Genomic DNA, 26,785 nt, shown 5'->3' with positions numbered 1-26,785 from the left:
AGGATGCAGTAGTTGTATGAAGTTAAACCGATTTTACAGGGACGAGCTAAGCTTCCTACGATTGCAGGGGCGAGAGTTCGCGGATGCCCATCCGCAGCTAACCCGGTTCTTGTCAGAACAAAGCACAGATCCAGACGTGGAACGGTTGCTGGAAGGCTTTGCTTTTTTGACAGGAAAGCTTCGGGAAAAGGTGGAAGACGAGTTCCCGGAGTTGACGCATTCTCTGCTGAATATGTTGTGGCCGAACTATCTTCGCCCGGTTCCGAGCTGCACCATTATGCGCTTTGATCCGCAATTGCATGCGATTAGTGAACGGCAGCGGGTTGATCGGTATACCGAGATCAAGAGCCGTCCACTTGGGGATGCCACCAAGCAAACTCAATGTCGGTTTCGAACCTGCCGAGCGGTGGATGTTTTTCCAATCAGTGTGGCAAATGCTCATGCGGAGCATTCACGTGAAGTTTCGTCGATGACCGTGGATCTGGCGCTGCACACAGACCAACCGTTGAGCGCTCTTGGGCTGGATAATCTGCGCTTTTATCTGGGCGGGGATAATCACACAGCTGAAACACTTTATTTATGGCTAAACCACTACCTCAGCCGCATGGAGCTGGTTGTTGGGGAATCGGTTTATAACTTACCAACGTCGCTTCTGAAGCCAGTCGGGTTTGCCACTGATGAGGCCCTTTTGCCTTATCCCAAGAACGCTTACCCAGGGTATCGGATTCTGCAGGAATACCTGAGTTTTCCAGAGGCGTTCCGGTTTGTGGATATCACCGGCCTTGGCAATCGCCTGCCTGCAGTACAGGCAGATGAAATCAGTCTGCGTTTTCATTTCAGCCGGATTCTGCCGCCAGATGCACGGGTTCGGCCAGAGAATATGCAGCTTTACTGCACGCCGGCAGTGAATTTGTTTATCCACGAGGGCGAGCCGGTTGATCTAAACGGGCGCCAGACCGAGTATCGGATTCTGGCCTCCAGCCGGTCGCCAGATCATTTTGAAGTGTTCAGCATTGAACAGGTTGAAGGCTGGCTTGAAGGCCGTTCGGGGCGAGGCGAGCGTCGGATTTATACGGCGTTCGAGAGTTTCCAACACGAGGTTGAGCGGGATCGCGGTCGCACCGCGTTGTATTACCGGGTTCGGGCCAGGGACAGCGTGCGGGGCGACGGTTTTGATCACTATATGTCGTTTGTTCGTGGTGATGAGTCTGAGTGCATGGATCGCCAGGAAGCGATTTCGCTGACGCTGACCTGTACCAATCGGCAATTGCCCCAGCAGCTGGCGGTCGGGGAAGTGTGTATGGCCACGGAAACTACGCCGGCATTTGCCTCGTTTAGCAACATCACCCGACCCACCGCTACGCTGAGGCCGACCCTTGATGGCAGCCTTTTGTGGACACTGATTTCCAATCTATCGTTGAATTATCTCTCAATGCTGGATGTGGATGCACTGCGCACCGTGTTGCGGGTGTATGACTTTCGGGCACTGGTGGACCGCCAAGCGGAGCGAGTATCCCAGAAGCGGCTTGCCGGTATCAGTGCGATCGAAACCAACCCGGTAGACAAGATGGTTCGCGGGCTGCCGGTACGGGGGATTCGTTCGGTGATGAAACTGGACCAGCAGGCTTTTGCGTCGGAAGGCGATTTGTACCTGTTCGGTACCGTACTCAGCCAGTTCTTCGCACTTTATGCCAGTATCAACGCATTTCACCAACTGGAAGTGGTGAACACAGACAACCAGGAACGGTATACATGGACGTTACAGCAAGGTCAGCAGCCGCTGATGTAGCCGGCCTGCAACCCGTTCTGGGCAATGCGCGGCGATACAGTTTTTTTCAGCTGGTGGACTTGATTCACCGACACCATGGCGATGATCTGGAGGGCGGTCGGGGCGACCAGCCAAACCAGGCGCGCATCCGTTTTTCATCGTCGGCGGGGCTGGGGTTTCCTGGCAGTGATGTGATCTCAGCCTTGTCGCCGGAGCACGAACACGGGCCCTACCAGATGGAAGTGAGCTTTCTGGGCTTGCACGGTTCTCAGTCGCCGTTGCCAGGGTACTACCTTGAGGATCTGGCCTGGGAAGCCGGTCAGGATCTTGGGATACGCCGGCACTTTCTGGACTTCTTCAATCACCGACTGGTCACCCTGTTTCATCGCTCGTGGCGCAAATACCGCTACTACGTGCGTTTTCGCCCTGGCGCGTCGGATGGGTTTTCCAATCTGATCTACGCCCTTATCGGTCTGGGTGACAGCCGGTTACGGGAAGCCACACCGGTTAACTGGTCAAAAATGCTAGCGTATTCCGGGCTGATGGCGGGCCGCAGCCGTTCTCCTGAAGTGGTCAGTGGCATTGTGGGCCACTGCTTCGATCTGGACGATGTCAGCATTGAACAGTGGGTTTTACGCAAGGTGGCCATCGGTGAAGATCAACAAACACGCCTTGGCCAGAGTAATGCCACGCTGGGAAACGACACACTGGTTGGTTCCCAGGTTCGCGACCGCAGCGGCAAGTTCATTTTGCGAATTCGAAACCTGAGCCGCCAGCGCTTTGCGGATTTTCTGCCCAATGGGCAGGATCACCAACGCTTGGTGAAGCTGGTGGAATTCGCCACCCGAGAACAACTGGCCTACGACCTGGAGTTGCAGATGCGAGCACAGGATATCCGCCCGATGCAACTGGGGGAGGATGTGCGGTTGGGCTGGAATTCTTTTGTGACACCCGAAAAATCCAAGCGCCGACCAGCCGTGCGGATTCAGATACGCCGTTAACAGAAAAAGGAACGTAATCATGGACGAGCGGCAGGTAACCAAACTGAAGCTGACGGTAACCAACCCCGGCGCCACCCGCAGTGGGGCTGGCATTGAGCACAGTTTTGGCCCTCAAGGTGGTTCCATAGGCACAGCCGAGAGTGATACCTGGCAGCTATCGGCGCATCGCACGGGCGCTGTTCCGGGGCACGCGGAAATCCGGCTCCTTGATGGTGGCTTTTGCCTGATTGATCGCAGCGGCCGAACCTACATTAACAGCGCGACCCAGCCTGTGGGCCGTGGCCGTCGGGCACGGCTGAACCAGGGCGATACGGTTAGTATCGGTCGCTTCCGCATTCGGGCGGAACTGTCAGACGTGCCTGCCGATCAGGAGCTGGAGCACCGGGAGGCTGCTGAGGATAGAAGGTTGGTGGATGTAGCAGAGGGCGAGCTGACCCGAGGGGCCCGGCGAGAGAGCGACATGCACGTATCCGAACCCCTGGAAGGACTGGCGCCGGCGACTGCAAAAACCGTAAGCACGGATCCCATGTTGCACTGGCAGGATGAGCCTGCCAGTGCCGGCCATGATGAGCGCACGCTCATGGCAAGCGAGCGAGCCTGGTTTGCGGCTGAAACCGATGTAACGGATGAATACCGGGAAAATCGCGACGTGGCGATGGGCCTTCCGGTAAGAAAAGGAGAGAGGGGCTGGATGTCACACACTAATACGGGCGCACCGGATCAGGGCCCAGGTGAGAAGAGCCGCCACCAGGGCGATCAAAGTCGCAAACATGTCAGTGCTACCCCTTTGATGCAGGGTATGGAGGCAGGGCTCAACTTTGCTGACAGCGATGGCATGCAGTTGTTTTTGGAGGAGGCCGGGCAGACGCTAAAAGCGGCGATAGAAGGGTTGCTGACTCTGCACCAGAGCGAAGATAGCCGGCATCAGGCGCTGCGCACACGGTTGCAGCCTATTGAAGACAATCCCTTGCGTCTTGGCGGGGATTACGAAGAAACCGTGCAAACCTTGTTTGCCAGCCAGCGCAGCCCGGTGCATTTGTCGGCGCCTGCCGCCGTGCAGGAAAGCCTGCAAAGTCTGAATCACCACCAGCGGGCAACTCGCGAAGCCATTAGCGAAGCGTTGGAAGCCATTCTTCATGCGTTTTCCCCAGAAGCTCTGCTGCGCCGCTTTCATGGCTACCGTCGTGGCCTGCAGCAGAATGAAGATGAAGGTCTCTGGGCCTGGGATATGTACCAGCACTATTACCGAGAATTAAAATCGAGTCGTCAGCAGGGATTTGAACGCCTGTTTCAGGAAGTGTTCGACCAGGCTTACGACCAGCATTTGCGTCAACTACAAAGGGAGAATCTGCTGTGAAAACCTGCAAATGGAATTTGCTGACGACGGGACTGGCGATGGTGTTTGTGCTTGCGGGATGCAGCACGCCCTATAATGCCGTGACTAAAACCGCAAAAGTGCTTTGGGATCCGGATATTCCTGTGGGGTATGCCGAAGATCTTCCCAGCCGGGTGGATCTGACCATGGTTGCCGAGCCAGGTGTGAATCCGAACGAGTCCTTGGCCCCTACGCCGATTGCCTTTCAGATTATTGAAATGCGCGACAGCTCGTTACTGATGGCAGGAGATTTCGATCAGCTGTTGAACAATCTAGAGGATTCATTGGGCCGTAATTACATTGATCACAGTGATTACACATTGGTACCTAACCAGTTTAAGTTTGTTGAACCGTTTGAGATTAGCAAAGACACCCGGTTTATTGGTGTGATTGCGTTCTACGCTTACCCCAATATGTCCCAGTGGAAAAAGGTGGTTCGGGTGGATCCTATCGGTGGCCGGTACCATCTTCTGGTTAATTTGAGAGATAGAGAAGTGCAACTCAAACGGTCGGAAGAAACCTGATGGCCGTTACAAATCGAGTTGTCTGGAGTGATGGCCTGTTTATCAAACCCCAGCACTTCCAGCAGCAGCAGCGGTATCTGGAGCACCAGATAAATGAACGGTCCCTTGCGGTTTCCGATTACTTGTACGGTTTCAGCGATCTGGAGCTAAACGCGGAATACCTGAGCTTTGGGCGAGTTGGGTTGGTGCGAGCCAGCGGCCTGTTTCCCGATGGCACCCGTTTTAATCTGCCCCAAGACGATGTGATGCCAGAGCCCCTGGAAATCGCGGATGCATCGGTGGCCAACCAGGTTGTCTATTTGGCCCTGCCTCTGGGCAGCGACAGCTTGACGGAAGTGGAGTGGCCGGATGCGCCGGTGGCCGGAAGGTTCCGGGCTCAAAGCACAGAAATTCGGGATCTGCATTCCATTGATGGAGATGCTCACACCATCGACGTGGCCCGTGTTGCGCCGCGCCTGATGTTGGAGCGGGATGATCGTAGCGCCTATGCGGCACTGGCCATTGGCCGGATTCTGGAAAAACGCCCTGATGGCAGTTTGGTGATGGATCCGAACTTTATGCCCACCATGCTTAGCGTTCGGTCGGCGCCCAGGTTACAGCGTTTTGTCGGTGAAATGGCAGGCTTAATGCGTGAACGTGCACGTAATATTGCGGAACGCGTGGGCGCGCCAGGGCAGGGCGGCGTTGCGGATGTGGCAGATTTCATGTTGCTGCAGATGCTCAATCGGGCACACCCGAGGTTTATGCACCTGGCCCGATTGCGCCAACTGCACCCGGAGCGTTTGTTCGAGGCCCTTTTGGAGCTTTGCGGCGAGCTGGTGACTTTTACCGACGAAGGCCGTCTACCGCGGGAATATCCAGCCTACGATCACGACCTGCCTGAAGATTGCTTTACGCCATTGATGCAGGTCTTGCGGCAATCTCTCAGCACGGTACTGGAGCCGCGAGCTCTGGCTATTCAGCTGCAACAGCGCCAGTACGGTTTGACGGTAGCGCCGGTTCAGGACGGCCAGCTGATTCAAGGTGCCGAGTTCATTCTGGCGGTCAAAGCCGACATGCCTCTGGACGATCTGCGCAAGCAGTTCACCCAGCAGTGCAAGGTGGCCTCCGTGGAGAAAATTCGCGACCTCATCAGCCTGCAGCTTCCAGGCATTCCGTTGTCTGCTCTGCCAGTGGCGCCGCGCCAGTTGCCATATCACGCCGGGTTTGTGTATTTCCGGCTGGACGATCAAAGCCAGGCCTGGCAAATGCTGGACAACGCCAGCGGCTTTGCCTTCCACGTGGCGGGCAGCTTCCCAGGTCTGGAAATGCAGTTCTGGGCGATCAGGAGCTAAATTATGACAGATGCACCGGTAATGGATTTACCCGAAGGCAGCAGGCATTCCGGCGGCAGTGCATTCAGTGATCTGTTGTTTGCCGAAGAACAGCCCCAAGACGGCACCTCGGGCCGCGACTTTGGCAATGATCAGTTCCACCTCAGAGGGCTGGAAGACAATCGCCTGACCGATGCAGCCACGCCTTTGCTTGGGCTGGTGATCCGGATTCGCCGGCTGGCGGATTTTGGAGCGGTTGAAAGCCTTTACCAGCAGGTTGTGGACGAGGTGGCCGCCATTGATCGGGAGCTGGTCGAGCAAGGCTACGAACGCCCTACGGTAGTGGCTTATCGTTACGTGCTTTGCGCCTTCATTGATGAAGCGGTGCTGGGCACGGATTGGGGCGCCCACAGCGTTTGGTCCCAGCACTCATTGTTGTCGCGCTTTCACAACGAAACCTGGGGCGGCGAGAAAGTATTCGCCATCCTCGCGCGCATGGAGCAGGAGCCGGCGCGCTACAAGGACATGCTGGCGTTTATCTACCTGTGTCTGTGCCTGGGCTTTGAAGGCCGTTACAAAGTGATGGAAAACGGCCGCGATGAGTACGAGCAGATTCTGCGTGGGCTTCATGAGCAACTTCAGTCGCTCAGGGAAGACCAGGGCCCCGAGCCTCTGACAGACGCCCAGATCAACGTAACACCAGCCCGCAACCGGTTACGAAGCGGTTTGCCGCTGTGGGGCATTGCCGGGTTGTTTGCAGCGGCCATGGTGGGCATATACAGCCTTTACAACATAGCGCTGGAAGAACGCATCATGGATGTGCTCAGCGTATTGGAACAACTACCGAAATAAGGATATCACTGTGATTCGGGTAGAACTGCCGGCGCTTATCGGGCGCCTCAACGATATTTGCCGCAATGGGCTGGAAGCCTCTGCGGCCCTGTGTATCAGCCGCCAGGGAGCAGAAATCACCCCGGCCCACCTGTTGTTCAAATTACTGGAAACGCCATTTTCTGACGTGCGCCAGATTCTGGAGCAGGCCGGAATTAACCATCAAGAGTTTCAGCCGGTTGTTGGTGAAAGCCTGAACGGAGAACTGCAGACCGCAGAGCCGTATCCATCTTTTTCACCGCTGCTGATCGACCTGCTGCAGGACGCCTGGCTGCTGGCTTCCACCGAGCTGGGGCATCAGGATTTGCGCTCCGGCGCTGTATTCCTGGCCTTGTTGATGAACGCCGACCGCTACCTCATGCCACAGGTTAGCCAGCAACTCCGGGATATTAACCGGGAGCACCTGCGCCGTCAGTTTGACACCATGACCGCCGGTTCCGCCGAACGCCCGAAAATGGCGCAGGGCGAAACAGGTGCACCCCAGGCCGAGGCGGATATGGATCCGCTCAAACGCTACGCTACCGATTTTACCGCGCTGGCCCGTGCCGGAAAGCTGGACCCGGTGGTGTGCCGTGATGCTGAAATCGATCAGATGATTGATATCCTCTGCCGCCGGCGCAAGAACAATCCCATCGTGGTAGGTGATGCGGGTGTGGGCAAAAGTGCGATTGTGGAGGGTCTCGCCCTGCGCATCGTTAACGCCGAAGTGCCGGAGCGCCTGCAAAAGGTAGAGCTCTGGACCCTCGACATGGGTGCATTGCAGGCCGGTGCCTCGGTAAAAGGTGAGTTCGAAAAACGCCTGAAAGGCGTGATAGAAGCGGTGAAAGGCTCAGCCACACCCATCATTCTGTTCATCGACGAAGCCCACACACTGATCGGCGCCGGCAACAATGAAGGCGGGTCCGACGCCGCCAACCTGCTCAAGCCCGCTTTGGCCCGTGGCGAGTTGCGCACCATCGCCGCCACAACCTGGCGCGAATACAAAAAGTACTTCGAAAAAGACCCGGCCCTCAGCCGTCGCTTCCAGCCAGTCGCCCTGGACGAGCCCAGCCCGGCACAGGCTGTGCACATTCTTCGTGGCCTGCGCACCGTGTATGAAAAAGCCCATCAGGTACTCATCGCCGACAGCGCCCTGAAAGCTGCCTCCGAAATGTCTGCGCGCTACCTGGCGGGCCGGCAGCTACCGGATAAAGCCATCGACGTATTGGACACTGCCTGCGCCCGAGTCAGCCTCAACCTGAGCACGCCACCGCGCAAGCTCAGCCACGCGCGCAGCGAACGGCACCAGCTCGCCATGGAGCAGGAGCTGCTGAATCGTGAACATACCCTCGGTCAGACCGTTGACGCCGCCCGGGAAATCGAGCTGGAACAACGCATTGCCGAACTGAACGAAGAAGCAGCAGAGCTGGAAGAAAGCTGGAACACCCAGCGCGACATGGTCGCCCGTCTGGTGGAAATCCGCGAACAACTGCTCAACCCGGCGGACGTTCAGGAGGCCATTGCAAAAGACGAAGCCGATACCGAAACAATGCCCGAACAGGCTGACCTTGAAGTGCGCCCCAGCCTGCAAAACGAAGCGGCGGCCATCGAGCAGGAGCTCGCTGAATTGCAAGCCGACGAACCTCTGGTGCACGCCCGGGTAGATGCCCGCCAGGTTGCCGAAGTCATCGCCGATTGGACGGGCATCCCCGTGAACAGCATGACCACCGACGAACTGAAAAAAATCACCCACTTGCCGGCGTACCTGCAAGCCCACATCAAAGGCCAGGACACCGCCATCGACTGCCTGCACCAACACCTGCTCACCGCCCGGGCAGACCTCCGCCGCCCCGGCCGCCCCATGGGCGCCTTCCTACTGGTGGGCCCTAGCGGCGTGGGCAAAACCGAAACCGTGGTACAACTGGCCGAACTGCTCTACGGCGGCCGCCAGTTCCTCACTACCATCAACATGTCCGAGTATCAGGAAAAGCACACCGTTTCCCGCTTGATCGGTTCACCACCCGGCTATGTCGGTTATGGTGAAGGCGGCATCCTCACCGAAGCCATCCGCCAGAAACCCTATTCCGTGGTACTCCTGGACGAAGTAGAAAAAGCCCACCCGGAAGTCCTCAACCTGTTCTACCAAGCCTTCGATAAAGGCGAACTGGCAGACGGCGAAGGCCGGTTGATCGACTGCAAAAACATCGTCTTCTTCCTGACCTCCAACCTCGGCTACCAGACCATCGTCCACCATGCCGAACAGCCGGAGAACATCGAAGAAGCCCTGTACCCTGAACTGGCCGACTTCTTCAAACCAGCCCTGCTGGCCCGGATGGAAGTGGTGCCTTACCTGCACTGGGCGAAGACACCCTCAACCGCATCGTCGGCGACAAACTCGAACGCCTGGCCCAGCAAATCCGCGACCGTTACCACACCGAAGTGGTGATGGAAGACGGCCTGGTAGAAGCGATCCGCAGCCGCGCAACAAGAAGCGAAAACGGTGCGCGCTTGCTGGAATCGATCATTGAGGGCGAATTACTGCCGCCGATCTCGCTGGCGCTGCTGGAGAAACTGGCGGCGAAAGAGCCGGTTAAGCAAGTAACTCTGGGCGTTTCCGAAAACAGGTTTTCAGGCACCGTAGCATAGAGTAACTGTGATCTAGCGCAGCGTGGGGTTGAGCTTTCCAAAACCCTGCGTAGCCATGGATGGCGAAGCGGAGCCTGCAGGGACGTATTCACGGCGTGTTTTGGAAAGCTCAACCCCACGCTGTGCGACCGGGTCAGTACAGAACCGGATAACAGGAACATAAGGGAAAGAGAAATGGGACGGATGCAGATGGAACTGCACACCGGCATTGAGCTGGCAGTCGCACTGACGCGCCAAACCACCTTGCCGGATTTGCTGAAAACCGCCACAACACAGCTGGGAAGCACCTTCGGCTTAACCCGCTGTTGGGCACTCGAACTTGACCTCAGTGGCCGCACACTGCACTGCAGCGACCTGCCCGAACCCGGCGAATTCGACTGCGGCGACTTCAGCCACCCCTTCGCCCACCTGCTGCAAACCGGCAAAGCCCGCGAACTCACCCGCGCCGCCAGCTACCGCCTCGACCACCCAGGTTTTCAGAGCCTGATAGAAGCCAGCAACCGTCCTAAATCCTTGTGGCTCGAACCCCTGCGCGGCGACGACGGCAGAACCCTCGGCATACTCGTACTCTGTAGCGACGAATCCGACTGGAGTGGCATAACCGCCCAACCCCTGTATTGCGGACTTCTGCAACTGCTTACGCATCAATGGATCGCACAACTACAAAGCCGTGATCAAGTGTGGCAGCGCCGCCTACTCAAACGCTCTTTAGACAACCTGCACGATGCCGAAACTGTCCGTAAGCGCTGCGAAACCCTGGCTCGAACACTCGTTGGCCCCTCAGAAGCCATGACCAAGCTGCGCGCCCAAATCGTTCGGGCCGCTGGTAGCCAATTGTCGGTGCTGGTTCAGGGCGAAACTGGTTGCGGCAAAGACGTGGTTGCCAGAGGCATTCACGAATTATCAGATCGCGCTAATGGCCCCATGGTAGTGGTCAACTGCGCCGCCATCCCAGACAGTCTGCTGGAGAGCGAACTCTTCGGCCACACCAAAGGCGCGTTTTCCGGCGCCGACCAAGCCAAAGAAGGGCTTTTGGCTCAGGCAAATGGAGGCACACTTTTTCTGGATGAAATCGGCGACATGCCCATGGCGTTGCAGTCCAAGCTGCTTCGAGTGCTGGAAAGTCGCCAGTTCCGGCCCCTTGGCGCGCAAAAGGAGCAGCATTCCGACTTTCGCCTGGTAGCTGCCACCCATCAGCACTGCGTCAGAGCATCGAAAACGGCAGCTTTCGCCGGGATCTGTTCTACCGCCTGAGCCAGTTTCCGCTGCAGGTTACACCACTGCGCGAACGCCTGGACGATCTTGAATCCCTCAGCCGTCATTTTATTCGCCTGTACACCGAACGTGAAGGCAGCGGCCCTTTGGGCATCAGCAGCCACGCCCTGCGCGCGCTCGCAACCTATGATTTTCCGGGCAATGCCCGGGAGTTGCGCAACATCATAGAGCTGGCCTGCTTGCAGACCCCCGGTGGAGACGATATCCAGCCGGAAGTGCTCAGGCTTACAGACCTGTTCGCAGATCCGTGCAGCACCCAAAATTGTGATGGCGAGTCATATGGCTCAGAGGTGACCGCCGTGCCGGGCACGGATGATATCCGCGATCTTAAAGCGGCGGCCCAGGCGTTTGAAGCCGCCATTATCCGAGACCGCCTGCGTCAATATGGCGGCAACCGTGCTCAAGCCGCCGAGAGCCTCGGTTTGCCAAAACGCACCCTCGCCCACAAGTGTCTGAAGTATCAGGTAGCTGAAGCATGAGATATCTGCACGCCAATTTTTTTGTTCAAACACTGGGAGCGTTGACCCTTGCGGCTTTGTGTATGCCGGCACAGGCAGGATTACTGGAAGAGGCCCGCCAGTGCACCGGCGAAACCCAGCGACTGGAACGGTTGGCGTGTTTTGATGAGATTTTTGGCACCCCTCTGGCAGAGCCAGAGGTCGGTATCGAGCCAGGCGATAGCTTGCGCAATATAAAGCGCTCCAGGCGCTGGCGTGAGGCCTATGCGCAGGCGGAGGCGGATCCCGGCGCCGGTGGTGTTGGTTATCGCAACACTGGGCAGGTCGCTGGCCTTCTGGTCACAGTGCCTGCGTTGGGGGCACAGCCGCCGCGGCCTTTACTTGCCCTGCAGTGCCACAACAACATCACCGAGCTTACCCTTATGTTGCCAAAACCACTGGATGCAGAACGGGTAAACCTTGGGCTTGGAGCCACAGAACAGATGGGCCAGAGCGCTTGGAGAGTGCGTGATAACGGCTACGTGCTCAGTGTCGGGCGCGGCCTGCCCGCTATTCGAACGGTTAAGCAAATAGGGTCGAAAACAGATGTTCGTGTGTACTCGGAAAACAGCCGTATCGATGGCCTGTTGTTCGATTTGACGGACTTTGAGGAGGCCATTCGCCCTCTGCGCGAGAGCTGCGGCTGGTAGCTGGGCCGCGAAAGCGCAAACGTAAGGACGCGAGGATAAACGGATATGCAGGTTATAGAACAGCATCCCTACATTGAACAGGTCGTCACGCCGCTGGAAGGCGAGTCGCCTGCAGGTCACGGGCTGGGCGAAGATGCAGCTCTCGTGCTCCTGGAAGACGAAATCATGAAAATCGGCTCTCTTGCCCATACCGACATTGACTGGGGCAAGGTTGAGAGCGAATCCCTGAAAATACTGTCTGCTCGCAGCAAGGATTTGAAAGTCCTCGGCTTTCTCCTGATTGCGCTGCAGCGCGGCGGCGACGGAGAGCGTTTTGCGCTTTCGCTTTATCTGCTCCAACGCGTGCTGGAAACCTGGTGGGAGCAAGGCTGGCCTTACCCGGGGGACAAAGGCAAGCGTGCCCGGAAAATGATGTTCACGCAGATGCTCCAGCGCGCTTGCAAAGGGGTGGCAGAAAACTCCTTTGATGCAAGTGTGGGAGATGGCCGCAGTTTTTGCCTCGAGGTACTGGCCAAGCTCCAGGCGCAAGTGCAAGAAAGAGAACTGCCCGACGACGCCTTGGTGGATCTAAAGCGAGCTGTTGAAAAGTTGCCGCAGGTTCAGGAAGTTGGAGATCGTTCGGAAAAAAGTGCAGAGGCATCTTCTGGCAGCTCCTCTTTCGCCGCAAGTGATCATTCCAAAGTGGTCGCAGCGCCGTCGGCAACGTCTGCCAGCCCATCGCTTGGTGCGCTGACATTGGACCCGAGTAACGAGCGCGCTACTCGCCAGAGTTTGTTAAAAGTGGCGGATATGCTGACCGGAACTGAGCCCGAGCGCCCCCTGGCTACCAGGTTCGCCGGTACGCCATCTGGCAGAGTATTACCTCGGTACCGCCAACCAGGGATGGCAAACGCTCTGACTTGGCGGCGGTGAGTGCAGATCGTGTTGCGGAATACCGCGAAGCCCTGGAAAAGTCGCCAGATCATGCCCTTTGGCAGCGCATTGAACAGAGCCTGTCGGTAAGCCCGTTCTGGCTTGAGGGGCACCGACTCAGTGCCAGTGTGGCCTCTTCTTTAGGTTGTGATGCTTGTTCTGACGCCATTCGTGCAGGCGTTGATGAGTTTGTGGAAAGGCTACCGCAGCTTGCGGAACTAACGTTTAACGACGGCACCCCATTTCTATCCGCAGAAGCACAGCAATGGCTTTGGTCTGCGCCCACATCCGGGCAGTCCGGCGGCAATGCCAGCCCCTGGGAACAGGCCTATGACACGGCGCGGGAGCTTATCGCCCAGAAAGGTCTGGCACCGGCGATGCAGTTGCTTGAAGACGGTCTGGCGGGAGCCCGGGAGCCGAGGGAGCAGTTCTACTGGCGTTTGGCATCGGCCCGGCTGATGAAAGAAAGCGGCTTGGTAAGCCTGGCTTCCCGGCAGATTCAGGACTTGCAGCAGCAGATGGATGGTCTGGCGATTGAGGACTGGGAACCGGCTTTACTGAAACAACTTGAACGACTGGCCTGAGAGCCAAGTCGGGACAACAGCTACCTTTATTACGGATAAACAGCAGGAATGGACACCATGTGGAGAAAAGCTTTACTCATCGGTCGCTGGCTTCTGCCATACATTCGAAACGCAGTACCGGTTACTTTGGCGCTTGGCCTGATTGCGCTGTTGATAGCCACCTGGTGGCTCGGTCCTGAATGGGAGGTGCGCGGAGAGTTCCCGTTGGCGGCCTGGCAGGCTCGGGCGCTGGTAACGTTGGGTGTTGTGTTACTGGTTGCCATGATTTGGGGCACGGTGTTGGCTCGGCGCTTGGGCAAGGTTAATGCATCCAAAGCAGAGGAGCAGCAGGAGCAGGAAGACCCGATTCTGCCTATGGAGCGTCGCCAGCAGCGGTTACTGGATCGTCAGCTTGCTGCCCTGAAGAACAACCTGCCAGGTCGCAGGGGGGTCTATCGCTTGCCTTGGTACTTACTAATGGGCCTGGAGGGTGCGGGTAAGTCCAGCCTTATCCAGCGTTCCGGGCAGACTTATACCCTAACCAACGTAACCCGCAATAATCGTGCGGATCGCAACCCGTTCGGATTCGATTGGTGGATCGGCGATAACGGCGTATTGATTGATCCCGATGGCGAACTGCTGAGCCAGAATCAAAACCAGAGCGCCGCCGGGGAAATACAGCAACGGCTCTGGGGACACTTTATCCAGTGGCTTGAGCGCAACCGTCCACAACGCCCGCTCAACGGGGTGATATTAGCGATTGATCTGGCAAGGCTGAGCACAGCGACCGAGGAGCAACGCGAAGCCCATGCCATTCTGCTGCGCACGCGCCTGCGGGAGTTGATGGAGCAGATAGGCTCGCGCCTGCCGGTGTATGTCTCCTTTACTAAAATGGATCTGCTTTATGGCTTTGGGCCGTTTGTTCGCACCCTCAGCAAACAAGAGAAAGAGCAGGCTCTTGGGTTTACCTTCCAACTGGAAGGTCAGCTGGATAACGACGAATGGTTAAATGAGTTCACGGAGCGCTTCAGTGAAATGGTCGCACGGTTGAATGTGCGCTTGCCAGACGTGTTGGCCAGTACCCGGGACTCTGAAGACAGAGCCGCCGCCTATTCGTTCACTCGCCAGCTGGCTGGCATGAAGCCGGTACTTGAAACGTTTCTGACCAGCCTTCTTTCAGCGGATGCCTTCTCCACGCCGGCACTGGTTCGGGGCACCTATTTCACCTCAGTTGTGCAAGAAGGGGTGCCTGAAGATGCCTTTGTCTCTGCCGCTGCCAGGCATTACCAGATATCTGGCCCAATTCAGGCGGCTCAGCGTACGGGCCAGTCAGCAAACCTGTTTACCCAGTCGCTGTTTTCCGAAATTATTTATCCGGAAGCTGGGCTTGCCGGGGATAACCGACGGGTTGTACGTAGCCGTCAACGCAGGGTGGCTATCGCCGCCGCTGTCGCAGTGTTTGCCGGTGCCGGTATAACGGCGGGCTGGCAGCATTATTTCATCAAAAACGCCGAAGCGGCCGCCTCGGTTGAGACACGGGTGCAACGCTTCGTTGATAACTGGCAGCCAGTGGGCTTCGAGCCGGATACTACCGGCCGCAATTTGCTGGAGCCACTGGATCAGTTGCGCCAGGCAACCCTGGCGTTCGGAAATCATCGCAAGCAGTGGACATTTATCAGTGACATGGGGCTGTACCAGGGCCATAAGGTAGGGCCGGAAGTGGAATCCTCGTACTTGGATATGTTGGCCTACCAGTATCTGCCCGCGCTGATGTTCGGGGTGATGGGTGAAATGAGCCGGGCACCGGACAATAGCCCGGAGCGTCTTGAGCATCTGCGTGTGTTGCGCATGCTCTACGATGCCAGTGGCCGTCGCAACGATATTGTCACCAACTACATGAGCGAATACTGGCAGCGTGCCTTCCCGGGCCGGCGTGATGTTCAGAACAGACTGATGTCACACCTTGACTACGCCATGACCTACACCGATTTGGCGGATCAGGCCCAAAACGGGGATGTGGCCGCCGATATGGCGCTTGCGCCTTTCAAAAGCAGCGTGCAGTGGTCGCAACACGAGCTTGGGCGGATGTCGACGCCAGATCGTGTGTACCGGGACTTGGAGATTGAAGCAGGCAGGGCATTCAGCCAGCCAACCGACCTGGCCCGCACCTCTGGCCCCGCATTCAGCAACGTCTTTGTGCGAGTGGATCAGTATGGCGAGCCGGCAGGGGAGCATCGGGAAGATCCGTTGGGGCAGTCATTGGCATCTGATCCCTTAACGATTCCCGCGTTGTTGACCCGTGACGGCCTGGAGAAGTGGTTCCTGCGCAAATCTGCCACCGTTACTGAGCTGGCTCTGGTAGATGCTGGGTGCTCGGTCGCCGGGATAATGTGAACTTCAGCAAAGCCGATGAGACAGAGTTGCAGGCCAGCCTGCAAAATCTCTATGCCGAGCACTATGCCAACGCCTGGCGCACAGCCTTGAGCCGGGTCGATATTCAGCAATTTGAAGATCTGAATCACGGGGTTCGTGTATTGGAAAGCCTTACGGGTGGCCATGAGCCACTGGCGCAATTGCTTGGCCAGGTTCGACGGAATACCCAGCTCATACCTGCTGCTGGGGGGGATAGCGTAGCGGCCGGGAGCTGCTAGAGCAGTCCGCCCATTTTCGTATGTTGCAGAACATCGAGCGTCAGTTTACGGATCTGAACCAGCTTACTCAAAAGCACGAAGATCAGCCTAGCGGGCTAGACCAAATCATGCTGGTAGTGGCCGAGCTACACGAATACATGCGCAACGTTCAGGAGTCGCCAGACAAGGGTAAAGCCGCACTCAATGCAGCTCGTGCGAGAATGGGATTGCTGGGTGCAGATCCGATTTTCACCCTGCAACGGATGGCGGGGCACCAGCCTGAACCCATTAACCGGCTGCTGAACCGGCTGGCCACAGAGAGCTGGCGCGTGCTGCTGGACCAGGCTGTCGCGCAGCTTGAGCGGGAATGGTATCGGGAGGTTTATCAACCGTTCCAGCAAAATCTGGCCAGGCACTACCCGTTTAACGCCAGCGCTGGCCGTGATGTGGCTTTGCAGGATTTCGAGCGGTTTTTTGCGCCGGGTGGCGTATTGGATACCTTCTACAAGGAGAACCTGAAGCTGTTCCTGGAAGATCACCCGGAGCAGGTTGGGGATGCCCGCCGGGCAGGGCTAGTGCGCCGAGATGTGTTGGCGTCACTGGGTAGTGCCGATAAAATCCGCCGTGCTTACTTCACGCGCAGCGGCACGCTGGATGTGGAGTTTGCACTGGAGCCCTTGAACCTGTCGTCCAACAAGCGTCGCAGTGTTGTAAACCTGGATGGACAGCTGGTGGAATTCAGCCACGGCCCGCGGCAGAGCATTCCACTGGTTTGGCCAAACACCCTACGGGATGCGGTAGAAAGCCGCATTACCTTGGTACCGGTGCAAGTAAATCGCTCGCCGCGCAGTATTTCCGAGAGCGGCCCTTGGGCACTGTTCAGGTTGCTGGGTAAGGCCGATATAACCGGTGTCAGCAGTAGCGCAGTGGATGTGCGGTTCCAGGTAGACGACGGTGAGATGCGCTATCGCCTGCATGCAGCAAGCAACACCAATCCGTTCACGCAGAAGCTGCTATCGGGATACAAGATCCCGCGCAGCCTGTATTGAGTAACCAGCACTATATAAAGTGGCAAGGAGAAGCCTGTGAAGAATACGCAGAAGAGGGCGAGGCCCAGGGAATGCTGACTTGCCAAAAATGGTTTGGTTTCAGGTGTTTGTTGCCTGTTTTATGGTTGGTTTTAATGCTTGTGGTGCGGGCTGGCGAGGCCAGTTCGCCGCCAGTGCCGCTGGCCAACAGTTATCAGCAAGGCGTTGCGCTGGGGGAATACTGGGTCAGCGAGAAGCTGGACGGTGTAAGGGCCTACTGGGATGGCCAGAGGCTTTTATCCCGTAATGGCAACGAGTATCAGGCGCCAGGCTGGTTTGTTGCAGATTTCCCCGATACCCCCTGGATGGGGAGCTGTGGATGGGGCGGCAGCGTTTTGCAGAGCTTTCCGGGGCGGTGCGCAAACAGGTTCCGGTAGGTCGTGAGTGGCGTGAAATCCGGTTTCATGTCTTCGATTTGCCGGCCACGGGGCCATTTCATGAACGATACGAGCAGCTGAATGCCTTGCTGGCAAACACGGATTCGCGTTTCCTTGAGCTTGTGGAGCAGGCACCGGCTACGTCTCATGCTGCGCTAATGACTAGATTGGATAAAGTGGTTGCGGAGGGCGGTGAAGGCTTGATGCTGAAGCGGCGGGGCAGCCGGTATAAAGCGGGCCGCTCCGATGACTTGCTGAAGGTAAAAACCTTTGAGGACGCAGAGGCGGTAGTCGTTCAACACTTGCCTGGGAAAGGTCGCCTTCGGGGCATGATGGGTGCCTTGCAGGTGGAGCTACCGAGTGGTCGGCGCTTCCGCATTGGTACCGGGTTCAGCGATGAACTGCGTGCCCGGCCACCCGCACCGGGAACCCGAATAACCTTCAAATACACTGGCCGCACTGCAACCGGTTTGCCTCGTTTTGCAAGCTTTTTGCGTGTGCGTAAGGATGAACCGGAACAACCATGGCCGGAGCAGTTGGAGTAGGCGTACGGGTGTGCTAAACCTGTTTCAATTACGAAACCCTGACTCTGTGCTAGAGTAATTTGTAAGCGGTGTTGCAGGCTGAGGGATAAACGGGCCTGTCCCATACCGCTGTCGGATGAAGTTAGGAATCAATCAGGAGACAGCCCATGGAAAAGCAAACAGCAACAGATGATTACGGCCGTGTGAAAGAGGATCTTAAACTGCTGCGTGAAGACCTGGCTTCGCTGGCGAAAGCCGTTACAGAGGGTCAAAAATCCAACGCCAATAGCCTGAAAGATGAAATCAGCCGAGAAACCCATGCGGTTCTGGATCAGCTTCGTAAACGGGGCGATGCGGCTCTTTCACGCGCTACAGAGGCAGGCTCAAAAACCGTAGACAGCGTGGAGCATAAAATTGAAGAGAGGCCGTTTCTCAGTATTATCCTCATGTTTCTGGCCGGTGTTATCGTAGGCAAGATGCTCGATCGCTGATGTTGCCAGACTCTGCTGCTATTAAGGGCGCCGTTCGTAAGGCTGTTGCAGCTATGATCGGAGTGGTGCTTGCTGTGGTGTTACTCACGGCGTTGCTGATTACCGGTTTTTATTTGCTGGTAGGCGCAGCAACTCTTGCCCTGGCTCCCCTTGTTGGTGAGCCAGGGGCCATGGCGATCACGGGTTTGGCATGTCTGTGCTTGCTGGCCCTGTTTTTCTACCGCATGACCCGTCCGGCCAAGGCTCGCCAAGATGCTCAAAAAAGCGAATCAGGCAAGGGTTCTGAGTCACCCATTGCTGTGCTGCGTTCGCTGATTGCCCGCAATCCGCTGGAAGCCGCTGCGTTGGCCTTCGCTGCGGGTGTGGCAGAACAGAGCGATCCACGGTTGAAAGAGCTGTTACTGCAAGGCGGTATGGCGATGATGCGTCCGTCTACAGACTCCACAGGCTCGGAATCGGATGACCTGAAGGCGGCGAGTGCAACTTCGGGCCACAAAACACCCGCAGACTGATCCTTTAAGCGCCTGTAGCTGTCGTGGAAAACCCATACAAGCCTGATATCTTTGGCCGTTATTATCATGCATTTATTAAATGTTTAATTGTCTGATTTTAAAGGGCTATATTGGGTTTTTCTGCGAATAAAGTTAAGAGGTAATGAACAAAATGTAGTGCAGCTTTAACCCAAAATCATGCGTTTAGACTCTAAGGTAGATTCATGCAATTCAGGGCGGCAGACCGTTCAGTTTGTCTTCCCCATGAATGCAGAATTGAATGGAAATTTTAACCAGTGAGGATCAAACGCTATGAACTATAAAGCTCGCATTGCTTGTGCATCCGTATTGTCCGCCAGTGTGTTCGCAGCTCCTGTGGCGTTCGCTCAGGGTTCCCCCGACCGTGATCAAGCCGGTCCATACGTCAAAGGTAGTTACGGCGGATATAAGGCGCATGGTGGGGAGTTTGATGACTCCAACGATCTGTACGGCGCGGGCCTGGGCTATCAGTTCAACGAGTTCTTTGCCCTGGAAGCAAACTATGTCGATTTCGGCAACTTCGGTGAAGACGATACCAAGGCTAAGCTCAAAGGTGGTGCGCTTGTAGCGATTGGTCGCTTACCGGTAACAGATAGCTTTGGTGTGTACGCTAAAGCAGGTGCTTTTGCGGCCGCACTTGATGTGGATGCGTTTGATGAAGACGAGACATACGACGATGTAAGCCCGGTCATTGGTGCTGGCGTCGACTTCCGTATTACAGAGCACTTGACCACATTCTTGGAATATAACCGTTATAACGTCGACATTGATGAAGATGATTTCAATGGTCAATTGAACAACGATGGCCCGGACTTTGATACTGCTCAGGTTGGTCTCAAGTTCCAGTTCTGATCAGCCCTAGTCTGACCCCCCCCCAAAACGGCGCAGAGGCTTAGTCTCTGCGCCGTTTTTTTGCTTACAGCCCCTTGATAGCCACTCTGCAGCTGGTACAGATATACTAACGTTTTGCCTTCCGGCAATGAGCCGGTGTGCATATAGATAAACAGCTGAACAGGAAGAGCGCTTATGTCTGAAAACCAACCCTTTGATTGGTCATCAACTCCGGCAGCGGTGTGGCGCCGCCATCGCGCAGAGCTGCGCGCCGTTCGAAGGCTGGACCCTGTTCAATGGGGTTCCCTGACAGGTATTGATCGACAGCAACAGGCGCTTGCACGTAACACTGAACGCTTTCTTGCCGGAGAGCCCTCAAACAATGTACTGCTTTGGGGTGCCAGAGGAACGGGCAAGTCGTCCCTCATCAAGGCGTTGCTGAATCGCTACAAAGAGCAGAGCCTGAGAATCATAGAGGTAGATAAGGATGATTTGGTGAACCTGCCGGAGATTGTGGACGATATCTGCAATCTGCCGTTTCGCTTCATTATCTTCTGTGATGACCTGTCCTTTGATGTGGGTGAGTCCGGTTACAAAGCTTTGAAAAGCGTGCTGGAAGGCTCCCTGGAACTGCCGCCCGAGAACGTTCGTGTTTATGCCACGTCTAACCGGCGGCATCTGATGCCGGAATTCATGTCCGATAACCTGAAAGGCCACACTCAGGATGGAGAAATTCACCCTGCCGAGGCAATAGAAGAGCAGGTTTCCCTGGCCGATCGTTTTGGCCTGCAGTTGTCGTTCTATGCGTTTCCGCAAGAGATCTATCTACAGGCGGTGGATGCGTTGTTTCCAGGCACTGCAGATCGGGAAAGCCTGCACCGCGAAGCTATTCGATTTGCAACCCAGAAAGGCGTGCGCAACGGCCGTACTGCTCAGCAGTTTTTCCGGCAGTTTGCCGGAGATAATTGCTTTGATTGAGCCGCGCAAGTGGCTGGTGCATATTTTGTATCAAACATGATCGACCGGAATGGTGACCTGAAAACAAACACCTTCAATATCGTTGCGAGCTTCATTTCTCGCCTCAACACGACCACCGTGAAAATCTGCAATCAGCTGCACAATGAGAAGGCCCTGACCAAGATGACCCTCTTCCTGGCCTTTGCGTACCGACACGAAAGGACTGAAAATACTGGTATCCGGGTTGTCTGGCAGGGCTGAGCCTTCGTTAAATACCAACAGGCAGGCCTGGTTTTCCGCTTGCTTGAGCTCGATCTGGATCCGGCCGTCCTGTGGTGTGAAATCTCTGGCGTTGTCTACCAGCTTATCAAGCAGTTGTACCATCAGCTCGGGAGAGCCTGTCAGGCTCACACCGGACGTGGGCCCTACGTAATCAAATTGGTGATGTGCGTCCAGGGACTGGTAGGCCTCCGTAGCCTGGCCGATGACGTCGGCCAAATCGAAGGCTTCTTTGTCGGCATGATCAAAACTCTGTTCCAGCCGTGCCGCCTCGCTCATGCCATTAAGGATCTGGCGCAGCCGCTCTGTGGCTGCAGCCGCACGTCCTATATATTGCGAGCGTTCTTCTTCTGTTTCGCTGTGGGAGAGGTTTTCCAGGGATGAACGAACCACGGCCACTGGGGTTTTGAGTTCATGAGACAGACGCCGTGAAAAACTCTCGAGATAACGGTTGTAGCCGTGCAGCCGGTCGGCCATCTGAGCGAAATGGTTCTGCAGCTGCCCCAGCTCATCCCGGCTCCGGAGCCCGACAGAGTGCCGATGATTCGGCCATCTTGATCGATGGTAGCGCTGACCGCGCGTTGTAAGCGGGCAATACGCCAGGACAGCCAGCTGGCATAACCCAGCAGAACCAACGTCAGGCCGATAATAATCAGAGTACTGCGGGCAATAACGGACCCCAGGGTGGATCCGGACAGCGTTAGCAGCTGATCCAGGGACTGCTCAAGCACCAGAGTCCTGCCCCCAAATACGGGCTGTTTGGTCATCAGCCAGACGCTGTCGTCTTCATGACGGACAAGGCCTTCGCTTGGCAGGGCATTCATGTCTAGCCGGTTGGTACGGGTAGCCAGGGTGGCCGGCTTGGGTTGATAAAACTGTACCAGAGCCCGTAAGACATTAAGGCTTATGTGTTCAACAACCTGCAAAGGGCTGAGTGCGTCAAACTCTGGCGGTGCCTGTCGGGCCGGCGTTGATTGTTGCGCGACCACCCAGCCTGCCGGCTCGATTAGCCGGGCAGTTTGTCCTTTGCTCATTCCCGGAAGCAGTTGCCGCTCAAGTTCGGGTTTGCGTTCGACCAGAACCGGTAGCGGGTCGGTGGACGTTGATATGTTTGCCGAATCAGCGTTGCCCCGGCGCTGGGCGGAAAACCCCAGACGACTACCTTGCGGTGGTTTGGGCAGCTCTAGTTCAAGCTGCCAGCCGTTGCCCACACTATGCCAGTAACCATTCACCCGGTAGTCGGGTGTTTGCCCATTTTCTGTGGTGGTATCGCCAGCTCGGTAAATTGTTGCGTAAACCTTGCCAGGAGCAGGGGTGCGTACAAGCCAGGAGGCAGGCTGGGCATTCGGATTAAGCTTTCTTCCCGTGGGCTCCAGCCAAAGTATCAGCTGATCATGAAGTTGTTCTGGCGCGCCCGGGTCAAAGAAAATGGGCTGGCGGTTACGAATACGTATCAGCAGGTACAGGTGGCGTTGGTCGGTGGCTGCCTGCCAGTGCATGACGGGTTTTTGCGTTTTGTCCAACAGCTCACCTGGCTGTTCGGCAGGCTGCCAAGGTTGGAACTGTTCTGCCTCGTCGTAGCCGGGCCAGTCATCGCTGTAGCCGTCCAGGTTGAGGGGGTTACTGAGGTTTTCTACGTAAATAGCGGAGGTGTGAGCTGCAACGATGGGAAGCCCCAGGCTTAGATCTCCCGCCGTTTGTGCCAGTCGATCCGCCTGATCTTGTAACTGCTGCAGCGCTTGTTGTCGCAAAGCCTGATCCAGCTCCAGCACAAACTGCAGGCCCGCCCACGGGATCAGCAGCATCAAAAGGCTGGCAATAAAAAGCTGGCGTTTTAGCGTCACGAATCAGAGCTCACGAGCGTTCCAGCGGTAGCCCATGCCGTAGGCGGTCTGGATGCCGTCAAAGGCTCTGTCGAGCTGCAGGAATTTGCTCCGGATGCGTTTGATGTGGGAGGTGACGGTGTTGTCATCCAGAACCGTGCTGGCGGCTTCCATCAGTTGGTCGCGGCTGCGCACATGCCCAGGGTGTTGAACCAGTGCGTGCAGCATCCAGAACTCAGTAACTGTGAGGTCTATTGCGGTTTGATCCCAGGCCACGGTCATGCGGTCAACGTTGAGATTGAGGCGACCACGGCTCACCACTTCATCCGGCTTTTGCAGGGCTTCTGACCAGGCATCGGCTCGGCGTAGCAAGGCGGTTACCCGTGCCAGCAGGTGTTCCATGCTCATGTCTTTGGTGACGTAGTCGTCAGCGCCCAGGCGTAGGCCATGTACGGAATCAATATCGCTGTCTCGAGCCGTGAGAAAGATGATGGGCAAGGTTCCGGACAGTGAACGCAAATCCTGGCACAGAGTGAACCCGCCTTCGGGCTCATCGCCCAGGCCGACGTCAATAATGGCGAGGTCGGGCAGGCTTTGGCGCAGCACCTGCCAGGCGGATGAGCGGTCACCGTAGGTGGATACGCGATAGCCGCGGCGTTCAAAGGCGGCGCGGTAGTTGTCGCGGATGGCGGGTTCGTCCTCTATCAGGACAAGGTGTTTTTTCATATTTTTGGCTGTTATCCGTGGGCGATGAGGATCTATTTAAACACGGCAGGCGGTAAGAACAAGGTTAGCGTGCGGTGTTGTCATAATTCATCATTTTTTGTGAGCGGAATGTCTGATTCTGCCACGGGAGTTCCTTTTCGGGTTGTTGAAATGGCCAGGTCTTAATGAATCGTGTCGCCAAAGGATCTTGCCATGATGTTTTCTGCCCTATCTTCTCAGCACAGTGCTTTCCCGTTTTGCTCGAGTCCGCCCACCCGAGCGGCTGGAGCCCCTCCCGAAACACGCTGTGAATACGTCCGTGTACGCTCGGCTCCGCCATCCATGGCTCCGCACGGTTTCGGGAGGGGCTCCAGCCGCTCGCGCGGGCTCAGTGCAGGGCGCTCGCTTCGTGTTCGGCGCTTTATGGAAGGTGTGAGTTTGTGGATGGCTATGCTGCTGGTTTTGTTTGTTCAACCGCTATACGCAGAAGCCAGCACGGGTAGCGAGGACTCCGCAGGTGCGCTGCATTTTGTCGACGGCAAAGGCCAGTGGCAGGAACCGGCGTTGGTGCTGGGGAGTGATTTTGATGTTCGGGTTAGTGGCTGATTGCCGACAGCAAGCTGGTGCGAACGTTTCGGAACACAAGTGACCAGTGGCGTGAAGGGGTGTTTGTGTTTCCGCTGCCGGAGAAGGCCAGTGTATACGGGCTGACCATGAAGGTGGGAGGGCGCACGATTGTAGGTGAGGTTCAGCCCCGTGAGGAGGCCAGGAAAACCTATGAGAAGGCGCGGGATTCGGGGCGTCATGCGGCAACTGTTGAGCAGCAGCGGCCGAATCTGTTTACCACTCGGGTGGCGAATATTCCGCCCGGGGCAACGGTGAGTGTGGAGCTCAAATATCAGCAGCTGGTGCGTTACCAGGATGGGTTTTTTGAGCTGAGCGTGCCAACGACTCTCACGCCGAGGTATATGCCGGGTGCACCTTTGGCTGTCACGCCGCAGCAGTGGCAGGGTGGTTGGGCGGTGCCCACCGCAGAGGTGCCGGATGCCGACGCCATCAGTCCGTTTACGGTGGATGTGGCCGACGTGGCGGCTGACAGCCACCGGGCTTCGGTTCAGTTCACCATTGATGCCGGACTTCCGCTGGCCCGGGTGTTCAGCCCCAGCCATGAGGTGGCTACTCAGCAAGATGGGCAGGTGGTGACGGTTCTACCTCAGGTGGGGGATGTTGTGATGAACCGGGATTTTGTATTGCGCTGGCAGCCTCTTGCAGGCCAAGAGCCGGGAGCCGCCGTTTTTCATCAGCAATGGGAAGGGGAAGATTTTTTGCTGGCTATGGTGCTACCGGGGCGGGCCGGTAAAATTCGTTTGCCAAGGGAACTGACGTTTGTGATTGATACCTCCGGTTCCATGGCAGGGGAATCCATTCGACAGGCGCGGGAGGCGTTGCAGCAGGGGTTGGAGACACTGGTACCTGGTGATCGGTTTAATGTGATTCAGTTTAACTCCCAGCCTCACGCCCTGTTTATGCAACCGGAAATGGCGACCGCCAATAATCTTGCACGGGCGCGCCAGTATGTGAGTGGGCTGAAGGCCGACGGCGGCACGGAGATGGCGCCAGCTTTGACCCTGGCTCTGCAGAGCCAGCGCAGGGGCACGGCTGAGCTGCCGGGAGATGAAACACCGGAAGAATCAACCAGCGTTCGCCAAGTGGTGTTCATGACTGACGGTGCGGTGGGCAATGAGTCGGCGCTGTTCAGCCAAATCCGTCGCCAGTTGGGCGATCAGAGGCTTTTCACTGTGGCTATCGGTTCGGCACCTAACATGCACTTTATGCGCGAGGCGGCGCGTTGGGGGCGTGGTAGCTATACTTCTGTGCAGGATCCAGCAGACATCAGTGGCCCTTTGGCCCGGTTGTTTTCGGCTATGGAGGCACCGGTGCTAACGGATATTAACGTGAGCTGGCCGGGCCAGGCAGCACGCACAATGGCGGACAGCTTTCCGCGCCGGCCCGGTGATTTGTTTCAGGGTGAGCCTTTGTTGCAGATTGTGCGCGGTGTGCCGCCTGCCGGCGAGCTGAGTGTGTCAGGCCGATTGCCCGGTGGCGGGAAGTGGCAGCAAAGTCTGGATTTGCAGCAAGCCGCTTCCGGCACAGGGCTGAATCGCTACTGGGCGCGGGAGAAGATAGACAGCCTTCTGGATGAGGCGCGGGTAGAGGGGCAGGAGCCAGATAAAGCAAAAATCACCAAGCTGGCAGTTGAACACAGCCTCATGTCGCCATACACAAGTTTTGTGGCGGTAGATAAAACGCCCGCCCGAGCTTCCGAGAGCGTTCTTGTGAAAGAAGATCTGCCAACCTTGCTGCCCGCGGGTAGCCAGCCCGGTATGGCTCGCTATCCACAAACGGCAACGTTTGCGCCGCTTCTGATTGCGTTGGGTCTGCTTGGTTTATTGCTCTGTGCCGCTGTTGCACTGCTTCAAAGGCGGGTGTACCCATGAGTCGCTCACTGTTGTTACTCATGACAAGCTCTGCCATGTTGCTGGTGTTCGGTTTGTGGGTTCCCATAAAGGCGGTTGTGGCTCAAGAGCTGCTGGAAATGGCTTGGTCCGAAAGTCAGGCCCGGCAAACCGAATCCCGGCCTTGGCCATGGGCCGATACCTGGCCGGTGGCGAAATTGTCCATGCCTGAGCTTGGTGACTCGATGATTGTGCTGGCGGGTGTCCATGGAGAGAGCCTGGCTTTTGGGCCGGGACAAATGATGGGTGCAAGCGGCCAGCAAGGTGCGGTGATTATTGCCGGCCACCGGGACACTCATTTTCGGCCTCTTAAATACCTGGAGCCTGGCAATGAACTGCGGCTGCAAAACCGGGATGGGCGCTGGCAAGGATACCGGGTGCGTGAAACAAGAATTGTGGATAGCCGGTCGGAATTCATCGATACTCATAAGCTGTCGGCGGGAACCCTTCTGCTAATCACCTGCTATCCGTTCGATAGCATGGATGCCGGCGGCCCGCTGCGGTACGTGGTGGAGGCACACATTGAGGACGATCGCAGCCAGGGGCAACTCAGCCAGGGTTCCTTAGGAGAAATTGACACTGTTGCAGGCCTATAAACTTGGCGTACACTTGTGCGCCAAAATCCTGTTGCAGAGTTTGC

At 56.8% G+C, this 26,785-nt stretch carries 22 protein-coding genes and 3 pseudogenes; 22 read left to right on the top strand and 3 right to left on the bottom strand.

Going from position 1 to position 26,785, the window contains the following annotated elements; translation table 11 throughout:
• The first annotated feature begins 16 nt into the window (after positions 1-16).
• The 19 genes and pseudogenes from tssF to BCA33_RS19135 all read left to right on the top strand — a co-directional run bounded on the left by tssF (position 17) and on the right by BCA33_RS19135 (position 20,843).
• Complete coding sequence (gene tssF / locus BCA33_RS19210) at positions 17-1,789, top strand: type VI secretion system baseplate subunit TssF (RefSeq protein WP_071268360.1); 1,773 nt, start codon at positions 17-19, stop codon at positions 1,787-1,789.
• Positions 1,753-2,769: a type VI secretion system baseplate subunit TssG gene (tssG, locus tag BCA33_RS19205; RefSeq protein WP_071268358.1), complete on the top strand. Its 1,017-nt coding sequence runs from the start codon at positions 1,753-1,755 to the stop codon at positions 2,767-2,769. Before tssF ends, tssG begins: the two co-directional genes overlap by 37 nt.
• 19 nt (positions 2,770-2,788) lie before the next feature.
• Entirely contained in the window at positions 2,789-4,126 is a 1,338-nt protein-coding gene (tagH, locus tag BCA33_RS19200) for a type VI secretion system-associated FHA domain protein TagH (protein ID WP_071268356.1), read from the top strand.
• The gene (gene tssJ, locus BCA33_RS19195) at positions 4,123-4,668 is read left to right on the top strand and encodes a type VI secretion system lipoprotein TssJ (RefSeq protein WP_071268354.1); all 546 of its coding nucleotides are present in this window, start codon (positions 4,123-4,125) and stop codon (positions 4,666-4,668) included. The genes tagH and tssJ overlap by 4 nt, the downstream gene beginning before the upstream one ends.
• Positions 4,668-6,002, top strand: a complete 1,335-nt coding sequence (gene tssK / locus BCA33_RS19190) for a type VI secretion system baseplate subunit TssK (protein ID WP_071268352.1) — start codon at positions 4,668-4,670, stop codon at positions 6,000-6,002. The genes tssJ and tssK overlap by 1 nt, the downstream gene beginning before the upstream one ends.
• Before the next feature lie 3 nt (positions 6,003-6,005).
• Positions 6,006-6,833, top strand: coding sequence for a type IVB secretion system protein IcmH/DotU (gene icmH / locus BCA33_RS19185; RefSeq protein WP_071268350.1), 828 nt, complete (start codon positions 6,006-6,008; stop codon positions 6,831-6,833).
• 10 nt (positions 6,834-6,843) lie between these two features.
• Positions 6,844-9,497, top strand: a pseudogene (gene tssH, locus BCA33_RS19180) (type VI secretion system ATPase TssH).
• 183 nt (positions 9,498-9,680) lie between these two features.
• A pseudogene (locus tag BCA33_RS19175) lies at positions 9,681-11,251 on the top strand (sigma 54-interacting transcriptional regulator).
• A complete protein-coding gene (vasI, locus tag BCA33_RS19170; protein ID WP_071268348.1) occupies positions 11,248-11,919 on the top strand; it encodes a type VI secretion system-associated protein VasI in 672 nt (223 codons plus the stop codon). Before BCA33_RS19175 ends, vasI begins: the two are co-directional and overlap by 4 nt.
• 45 nt (positions 11,920-11,964) lie before the next feature.
• The gene (locus BCA33_RS23005) at positions 11,965-12,831 is read left to right on the top strand and encodes a type VI secretion system ImpA family N-terminal domain-containing protein (protein ID WP_368087277.1); all 867 of its coding nucleotides are present in this window, start codon (positions 11,965-11,967) and stop codon (positions 12,829-12,831) included.
• A complete protein-coding gene (locus BCA33_RS23000; protein ID WP_368087278.1) occupies positions 12,765-13,415 on the top strand; it encodes a type VI secretion system domain-containing protein in 651 nt (216 codons plus the stop codon). The genes BCA33_RS23005 and BCA33_RS23000 overlap by 67 nt, the downstream gene beginning before the upstream one ends.
• Before the next feature lie 48 nt (positions 13,416-13,463).
• Positions 13,464-16,045, top strand: a pseudogene (tssM, locus tag BCA33_RS19160) (type VI secretion system membrane subunit TssM).
• A 20-nt stretch (positions 16,046-16,065) separates the two neighbouring features.
• Positions 16,066-17,073, top strand: coding sequence for a type VI secretion IcmF C-terminal domain-containing protein (locus BCA33_RS22995; protein ID WP_368087276.1), 1,008 nt, complete (start codon positions 16,066-16,068; stop codon positions 17,071-17,073).
• Complete coding sequence (locus BCA33_RS22990) at positions 17,070-17,489, top strand: hypothetical protein (protein WP_368087275.1); 420 nt, start codon at positions 17,070-17,072, stop codon at positions 17,487-17,489. Before BCA33_RS22995 ends, BCA33_RS22990 begins: the two co-directional genes overlap by 4 nt.
• On the top strand, positions 17,432-18,034 hold the full coding sequence (locus tag BCA33_RS19155; RefSeq protein ID WP_368087274.1) for a DNA ligase: 603 nt from the start codon (positions 17,432-17,434) through the stop codon (positions 18,032-18,034). The genes BCA33_RS22990 and BCA33_RS19155 overlap by 58 nt, the downstream gene beginning before the upstream one ends.
• Before the next feature lie 146 nt (positions 18,035-18,180).
• A complete protein-coding gene (locus tag BCA33_RS19150; protein WP_071268346.1) occupies positions 18,181-18,504 on the top strand; it encodes a YqjD family protein in 324 nt (107 codons plus the stop codon).
• Complete coding sequence (locus tag BCA33_RS19145; protein WP_071268344.1) at positions 18,504-19,016, top strand: hypothetical protein; 513 nt, start codon at positions 18,504-18,506, stop codon at positions 19,014-19,016. Before BCA33_RS19150 ends, BCA33_RS19145 begins: the two co-directional genes overlap by 1 nt.
• A gap of 291 nt (positions 19,017-19,307) precedes the next feature.
• On the top strand, positions 19,308-19,886 hold the full coding sequence (locus BCA33_RS19140) for a porin family protein (protein ID WP_071268342.1): 579 nt from the start codon (positions 19,308-19,310) through the stop codon (positions 19,884-19,886).
• A gap of 174 nt (positions 19,887-20,060) precedes the next feature.
• Positions 20,061-20,843 carry an ATP-binding protein gene (locus tag BCA33_RS19135; protein WP_071268340.1) on the top strand — a complete coding sequence of 261 codons (783 nt, stop codon included), beginning with the start codon at positions 20,061-20,063 and terminating at the stop codon, positions 20,841-20,843.
• A 30-nt stretch (positions 20,844-20,873) separates the two neighbouring features.
• Here BCA33_RS19135 and BCA33_RS22455 read toward each other — a convergent pair whose 3' ends face one another.
• The 3 genes from BCA33_RS22455 to pdsR are packed head-to-tail and all read right to left on the bottom strand — an operon-like array spanning position 20,874 to position 23,650.
• Positions 20,874-21,494: an ATP-binding protein gene (locus BCA33_RS22455; RefSeq protein ID WP_254774639.1), complete on the bottom strand. Its 621-nt coding sequence runs from the start codon at positions 21,492-21,494 to the stop codon at positions 20,874-20,876.
• On the bottom strand, positions 21,428-22,945 hold the full coding sequence (locus BCA33_RS19130; RefSeq protein WP_254774638.1) for a hypothetical protein: 1,518 nt from the start codon (positions 22,943-22,945) through the stop codon (positions 21,428-21,430). The genes BCA33_RS22455 and BCA33_RS19130 overlap by 67 nt, the downstream gene beginning before the upstream one ends.
• Positions 22,946-22,948: 3 nt before the next feature.
• Complete coding sequence (gene pdsR, locus BCA33_RS19125) at positions 22,949-23,650, bottom strand: proteobacterial dedicated sortase system response regulator (protein WP_071268338.1); 702 nt, start codon at positions 23,648-23,650, stop codon at positions 22,949-22,951.
• Positions 23,651-23,971: 321 nt separating this feature from the next.
• Between pdsR and BCA33_RS22450 the strand changes: the two genes are divergently transcribed.
• From BCA33_RS22450 to BCA33_RS19110, 3 genes are read left to right on the top strand one after another with little or no spacing between them, the layout of a single operon-like run.
• Positions 23,972-24,235, top strand: a complete 264-nt coding sequence (locus BCA33_RS22450) for a hypothetical protein (RefSeq protein ID WP_254774637.1) — start codon at positions 23,972-23,974, stop codon at positions 24,233-24,235.
• A gap of 17 nt (positions 24,236-24,252) precedes the next feature.
• Entirely contained in the window at positions 24,253-26,127 is a 1,875-nt protein-coding gene (locus BCA33_RS19115) for a marine proteobacterial sortase target protein (RefSeq protein ID WP_254774636.1), read from the top strand.
• Positions 26,124-26,741, top strand: a complete 618-nt coding sequence (locus tag BCA33_RS19110; protein WP_071268334.1) for a class GN sortase — start codon at positions 26,124-26,126, stop codon at positions 26,739-26,741. The genes BCA33_RS19115 and BCA33_RS19110 overlap by 4 nt, the downstream gene beginning before the upstream one ends.
• The last annotated feature ends 44 nt before the right edge of the window (positions 26,742-26,785 follow it).

The organism is Marinobacter sp. AC-23 (assembly GCF_001858325.1).
In the GTDB taxonomy this organism is placed as follows: domain Bacteria; phylum Pseudomonadota; class Gammaproteobacteria; order Pseudomonadales; family Oleiphilaceae; genus Marinobacter.
Note: the sequence above shows the minus strand (reverse complement) of the source record. Positions and strands in the feature narration are given on the sequence as shown.

Coding starts and splice junctions, on each gene's coding strand:
- BCA33_RS19110 (WP_071268334.1), top strand. CDS start 26,124: ATGAGTCGCTCACTGTTGTTACTCATGACAAGCTCTGCCATGTTGCTG.
- vasI (WP_071268348.1), top strand. CDS start 11,248: ATGAGATATCTGCACGCCAATTTTTTTGTTCAAACACTGGGAGCGTTG.
- BCA33_RS19140 (WP_071268342.1), top strand. CDS start 19,308: ATGAACTATAAAGCTCGCATTGCTTGTGCATCCGTATTGTCCGCCAGT.
- BCA33_RS23005 (WP_368087277.1), top strand. CDS start 11,965: ATGCAGGTTATAGAACAGCATCCCTACATTGAACAGGTCGTCACGCCG.
- BCA33_RS22450 (WP_254774637.1), top strand. CDS start 23,972: ATGGCTCCGCACGGTTTCGGGAGGGGCTCCAGCCGCTCGCGCGGGCTC.
- icmH (WP_071268350.1), top strand. CDS start 6,006: ATGACAGATGCACCGGTAATGGATTTACCCGAAGGCAGCAGGCATTCC.
- BCA33_RS19150 (WP_071268346.1), top strand. CDS start 18,181: ATGGAAAAGCAAACAGCAACAGATGATTACGGCCGTGTGAAAGAGGAT.
- BCA33_RS22995 (WP_368087276.1), top strand. CDS start 16,066: ATGTTGCAGAACATCGAGCGTCAGTTTACGGATCTGAACCAGCTTACT.
- tssG (WP_071268358.1), top strand. CDS start 1,753: ATGGACGTTACAGCAAGGTCAGCAGCCGCTGATGTAGCCGGCCTGCAA.
- BCA33_RS19135 (WP_071268340.1), top strand. CDS start 20,061: ATGTCTGAAAACCAACCCTTTGATTGGTCATCAACTCCGGCAGCGGTG.
- BCA33_RS19145 (WP_071268344.1), top strand. CDS start 18,504: ATGTTGCCAGACTCTGCTGCTATTAAGGGCGCCGTTCGTAAGGCTGTT.
- tssK (WP_071268352.1), top strand. CDS start 4,668: ATGGCCGTTACAAATCGAGTTGTCTGGAGTGATGGCCTGTTTATCAAA.
- tagH (WP_071268356.1), top strand. CDS start 2,789: ATGGACGAGCGGCAGGTAACCAAACTGAAGCTGACGGTAACCAACCCC.
- pdsR (WP_071268338.1), bottom strand. CDS start 23,650: ATGAAAAAACACCTTGTCCTGATAGAGGACGAACCCGCCATCCGCGAC.
- tssF (WP_071268360.1), top strand. CDS start 17: ATGAAGTTAAACCGATTTTACAGGGACGAGCTAAGCTTCCTACGATTG.
- BCA33_RS19155 (WP_368087274.1), top strand. CDS start 17,432: ATGGGGCGGCAGCGTTTTGCAGAGCTTTCCGGGGCGGTGCGCAAACAG.